General features: G+C 48.2%; 7 protein-coding genes and 1 pseudogene. All 8 read left to right on the top strand.

Annotation, left to right across the window (positions count from 1 at the left end; genetic code table 11):
* Positions 1-249: 249 nt before the first annotated feature.
* Positions 250-1,659: an F-box protein gene (locus KDK14_RS08600; protein WP_257264684.1), complete on the top strand. Its 1,410-nt coding sequence runs from the start codon at positions 250-252 to the stop codon at positions 1,657-1,659.
* Between the two features lie 16 nt (positions 1,660-1,675).
* Positions 1,676-1,906: pseudogene (locus KDK14_RS21690) on the top strand (F-box protein); the annotation flags it as partial.
* An 18-nt stretch (positions 1,907-1,924) separates the two neighbouring features.
* Positions 1,925-3,082 carry a WD40 repeat domain-containing protein gene (locus tag KDK14_RS08605; protein ID WP_257264685.1) on the top strand — a complete coding sequence of 386 codons (1,158 nt, stop codon included), beginning with the start codon at positions 1,925-1,927 and terminating at the stop codon, positions 3,080-3,082.
* Positions 3,083-3,286: 204 nt separating this feature from the next.
* Positions 3,287-3,592 carry an F-box protein gene (locus KDK14_RS08610; RefSeq protein ID WP_257264686.1) on the top strand — a complete coding sequence of 102 codons (306 nt, stop codon included), beginning with the start codon at positions 3,287-3,289 and terminating at the stop codon, positions 3,590-3,592.
* Between the two features lie 101 nt (positions 3,593-3,693).
* The gene (locus tag KDK14_RS08615; RefSeq protein ID WP_257264689.1) at positions 3,694-3,954 is read left to right on the top strand and encodes a hypothetical protein; all 261 of its coding nucleotides are present in this window, start codon (positions 3,694-3,696) and stop codon (positions 3,952-3,954) included.
* A gap of 30 nt (positions 3,955-3,984) precedes the next feature.
* Positions 3,985-4,209, top strand: a complete 225-nt coding sequence (locus KDK14_RS21695; protein ID WP_373691052.1) for a hypothetical protein — start codon at positions 3,985-3,987, stop codon at positions 4,207-4,209.
* Positions 4,113-4,397, top strand: coding sequence for a WD40 repeat domain-containing protein (locus KDK14_RS08620; protein ID WP_257264687.1), 285 nt, complete (start codon positions 4,113-4,115; stop codon positions 4,395-4,397). Before KDK14_RS21695 ends, KDK14_RS08620 begins: the two co-directional genes overlap by 97 nt.
* A 122-nt stretch (positions 4,398-4,519) precedes the next feature.
* Positions 4,520-4,733: F-box protein (locus KDK14_RS08625; RefSeq protein ID WP_257264688.1), on the top strand; the 214-nt coding region annotated here is incomplete at its 3' end.

Here is a 4,733-nt window from a genome sequence, read left to right on the forward strand (position 1 = left end):
CTATTGACAAAACTCTATTGACAAAACTCTATTGACAAAACTCTATTGACAAAACAATGGCATGAGACTTGAGACACTGCTCGGGAATAGACTGCCCTACTGTGGCAGCAGCAAATTAGCCTGAAATTTCACTTTTTTAGCAAATAGTCCCGCAACCCGTAATCCTTGCTATTGAAGTATCCAGACGGGCGCTATTGCAGGACCTGAATTCATTATTCCATCTCCTGGAATGAACTCTGGAGCTGTTTAATGGTCAGTGGTTTTATGGATAATATTGCTGCCGTTTCCAATACCTTTGCAACAAAACCGTTTAACATTCAGCCATGGGAAAAAACCGCACATGGGATTTCAGTTGTTCCACCGGAACAGGTGTCACCTTTACTGGCAATGCCAAATGAGATTCTGGTCGAAATTGCCAACTACCTGCCTTTCGTTGATTTTTGTCGTTTTTCTTTGACAAGTAGACGACTATCAACAACTTTTAACACTTGGGATCGACTGAAAAAACTATCCGATGAATACTATGGCTCTGCCGCTGGCGCTTATAGAGAGCTGATTGCAAACACCCGCATACCGGCTGTTCCGGGCAATGATATCGATGATTCATTATTACGGCTTGCTTATTTTCGATGGGTAAGTAATGCATACCTGGCTTCTAAGGAAAGTAATGCCGGGAAAACGTTAGTAGTTACCTTGTTCGGGCATTCTGACTGTGTGAGATCAGTCAGGGCATTAGACGATGGGCGGCTGGCTTCCTGCTCTAGTGACCAGACCATAAAATTGTGGGATCTGAATATGCCTGATGGGGAGCAATGCGTGATGACGCTGAATGAACATACTGATACTGTGTACTCCGTCATACAATTACCCGGTGGGTGTCTGGCTTCTTGCTCTGATGATATGACTGTGAAGGTGTGGGATCTAAACAAGCCTGATGAACAGCAATGCCTGGCGACCCTGTATGGGCATACACATTGGGTGGAATTCGTCACACTATTGGCTGATGGTCGTCTGGCTTCGAGTTCTTTTGATCATACTATAAAGATATGGGATCTGAGTAAGCTTCATACAGAGCCATGCGTGGCAACGCTGTATGGTCATAGCAGCGGGGTTAGCGCAGTCACGCAATTACATGATGGTCGACTTGCTTCCTGCTCCGGTGACAAAACCATAAAGCTGTGGGATCTGGACAAACCCGATGGGCAGCAGTGCGTGGCGACGCTGCATGGGCATACCGGCTGGGTGGAATTTGTCACGCAATTACCAGATCGGCGGCTGGTTTCCTGTTCTATGGATAAGACCATAAAAGTGTGGGATCTGGGCAAGCCCGACGGGCAGCAATGCGTGGTAACGTTGACGGGGCATAGGGAGTGGGTGAACTCAGTCACGGTATTGGCTGACGGGCGACTGGCTTCCTGCGCTGGAAACTACATAAGTTTAAACTTACCTGAAAAAAGCATAAAGGTGTGGGATCTGAACAAGCCAGAGGGGCTACAATGCGTGGTGACGCTGACTGGGCATGAGCATTGGGTGAGTTCCGTTACCCAATTGCCGGACGGTCGGCTGGCTTCGGGCTCTCACGACATGACTGTCAAGGTGTGGGATCTCAGGGAACCATGTATGTCAACGAGGCATACTGATGAGGTGAACTCAATATAACAGACAACTGAATTCTATGAATAATATAGGTAGTAATGTTGACTTTCTTGCCCAGCCCCCCCGCAGTTCAACTCGTTCTGGCAATCCGCCTGGACAAAATACGACGCACAGTATTTCAGTTGTTCCCCAAGAACAGGTGTCGCCTTTATTGACATTGCCAAATGAGCTTCTGTTTAGCATTGCCAGCTACCTGACTGGCGCTGAATTCATAAGCCTGGGTTTGACCTGCAGGCGGTTAAATATAATTTTCAGCACGGAAGAACAATTGAAGATCCTATCCGTTCGATATTATGGTTCTGCCGCCGGAGCCTATAGAAAAATGATTGAAAACATGGACATACCTGCCATTCGATACCTTGAAATCAAAGATCCCTTATTACGGCTTACCCGTTATCGACATACAAATACTGAATTCCTGATCTCTCTGGGGGGCAATGCACGGCAGTCCTCTGAGATGGAGCTGAATGGGCATAATGAACCGGTGACCTCAGTCACAACATTGGTGGATGGTCGTCTGGCTTCTTGCTCTGCTGACAGGACCGTAAATGTGTGGGATCTGCGCCAGCCTCGTGGCCAGCAATGCGTGGCAAAACTGCGTGGGCACACTGACTGGGTGAGATCTGTCATACCATTACCCGATGGGCGGCTGGTTTCGGGCTCTGATGACAAGACCATAAAGGTGTGGGATCTGAACAAGCCCGAAGGGCAGCAATGCGAGGCGACGCTGGTGGGACATAACTACTGGGTGCTTCGTGTCATAGTATTGGCTGATGGTCGTCTGGCTTCTTGCTCTTACGATCAGACGGTAAAAGTGTGGGATCTGAGCAAGCGGAATCCATGCATAATGACGTTAAATGGGCATACCGACTATGTCTGCTATGTTATGCAAATGCCTGATGGGCGGCTGGCTTCGGGCTCTGCAGATAATTCTATAAAGGTGTGGGATCTGAACAAGCCCGACGGGCAACAATGCGTGATGACGCTGACCGGGCATACTGACAGGGTGAACTCAGTTGAGCTATTGGCCGATGGGCGGCTGGTTTCGGGCTCTGATGATAACACCATAAAGGTGTGGGATCCGGGCAAGCCTGACGAGCGGCAGTGTGTGGCGACGTTGAGTGGGCATTACCACGATGTGCACCATGTTATGCCATTACCTGATGGGCGGCTGGTTTCCTGTTCTCTTGACAGCACCATAAAGGTATGGGATCTGAGTAAACTCGATGGGGAGCAATGCCTGGTTACACTGCATGGGCATACCAGTTGGGTGAAACATATGACGGTACTCCCCGATGGGCGGCTGGCTTCCTGTTCTTGTGACCACACCATAAGGTTGTGGGATCTGCAGAAGCTCAAAAAGGGGGGAACCGTGGTTAAAAAACTGCAATGGTTTAAACGATCTCCACTATCTCGTTGGCGATAATCGGTGGCTGACTTGCTGTGAGCAGTCAGTAGTTAACCAAATGAAATCCGGTCACATAGTTAAGGCTATAAACCCCTGCGTGGTGCCTTGCACAGTAACTGTTCATTTAGCCAGAAATATCTAATTCCATTTAGCTAACTGCTTATAACTTGAATTCATTATTTCATAAAGGAACTCCAGATCTGTTTACCAGTCAGAGATTGCATGGATACTCATACCATTAAAAATACTGTCATTTCCATTCAACACCACCCGGTAACCAATCGCTCCGGCAAGTCGCCGGGAGAAAAAACAACTCAGGGTATTTCGGTTATTCCTCCTGAACAAGTGTCGCCTTTGATGTCATTACCAAATGAACTCCTGGTTAAAATTGCTGGCTACCTGCCCTTCGCCGATTTCAGAAACCTGGATTTGACAAATAGACGACTAAGCACACTTTTTAACACCGAAGTACGGCTGAAAATCCTCGCTTTTCGATACTATGCTTCGCTAAAGCCTATAGACAAATAAGTGACAACAGGGAAATACCTGCTGTTCCGAACAATGAAATTGATGACACATTACTACGGCTTGCTTATTTAAGATTTGTAAGCAATGGATATCTGACTTTTCTGGAAAGTAACACCGGGCAAACCTGTGTAGCGACGCTGATGGGGCATGCCCTTGAGGTGAGGTCAGTAACGCCATTACCCGATGGTCGTCTGGCTTCGTGCTCTGATGATATGAGCATAAAGGTGTGGGGTTTGAGCAAGCTCTTCGGGTGGCAAAGCGTGGCGACACTGAAAGGGCATACTGCTCCGGTGTTCTCAGTCACGGTATTGGCCGATGGACGACTGGTTTCGGGCTCTGAAGAGAAGACAATAAAGGTGTAGGATCTGGGCAAGCCCGATGGACAACAATGCGTGGCAACCCTGGATGACCATGACAACTGGGTGTTTTCAGTTGTACAGTTGCCTGATGGGCGATTAGTTTCGGGCGCTGCTGACCAAACCATAAAGATATGGGATCTGGGCAAGCCTGACAGGCAGCCATGTGTGGCGACGCTGGATGGGCATACTGGCTGGATTACCTCAGTCACAGTATTGGAGATGGGCGCCTGGCTTCCTGCGCTCATGACGAGACCGTAAAGGTGTGGGATTTGAGCGAGCCCGACGGGCAGCAGTGTATGGCGACGCTGAGTGGGCATACCAACCGGGTCAATTCAGTCATGGCACTGCCTGGTGGCCGACTCATTTCCGGCGCTGCTGACAATACCGTAAAGTTGTGGGATCTGAATAAGCACAATGGCTGGCTGGCTTCCTGCTCCATCCTCTGAAAATAAGAAGAATCGTTGCTTGATAAAAACACCAGTGGACTGAAAAGAGTCATTAACTGAAAAGAGTCCTTAACGGAAAAGAGTCCTTAACGGAAAAGAGTCCTTAAAATATTGGAGTTCGTATGAATGAAAATTTTGTCAGTAATGCAAAAGTTGCCACCCACCACTACGGTGGAATAAACCCGCCTGACAACCAGCAAGGAAAAAAAACGGTGCAGGGGATTTCAGTTATTCCACCGGAACAGGTTTCGCCTTTATTGGCATTGCCAAATGAACTCCTGGCTAAAATTGCCAGGTACCTGCCTTTCGCTGATTTCAGAAGCCTGGATTTGACAA

This window comes from Endozoicomonas sp. ONNA2 (genome assembly GCF_024606365.1).
Classification (GTDB): Bacteria; Pseudomonadota; Gammaproteobacteria; order Pseudomonadales; family Endozoicomonadaceae; genus Endozoicomonas.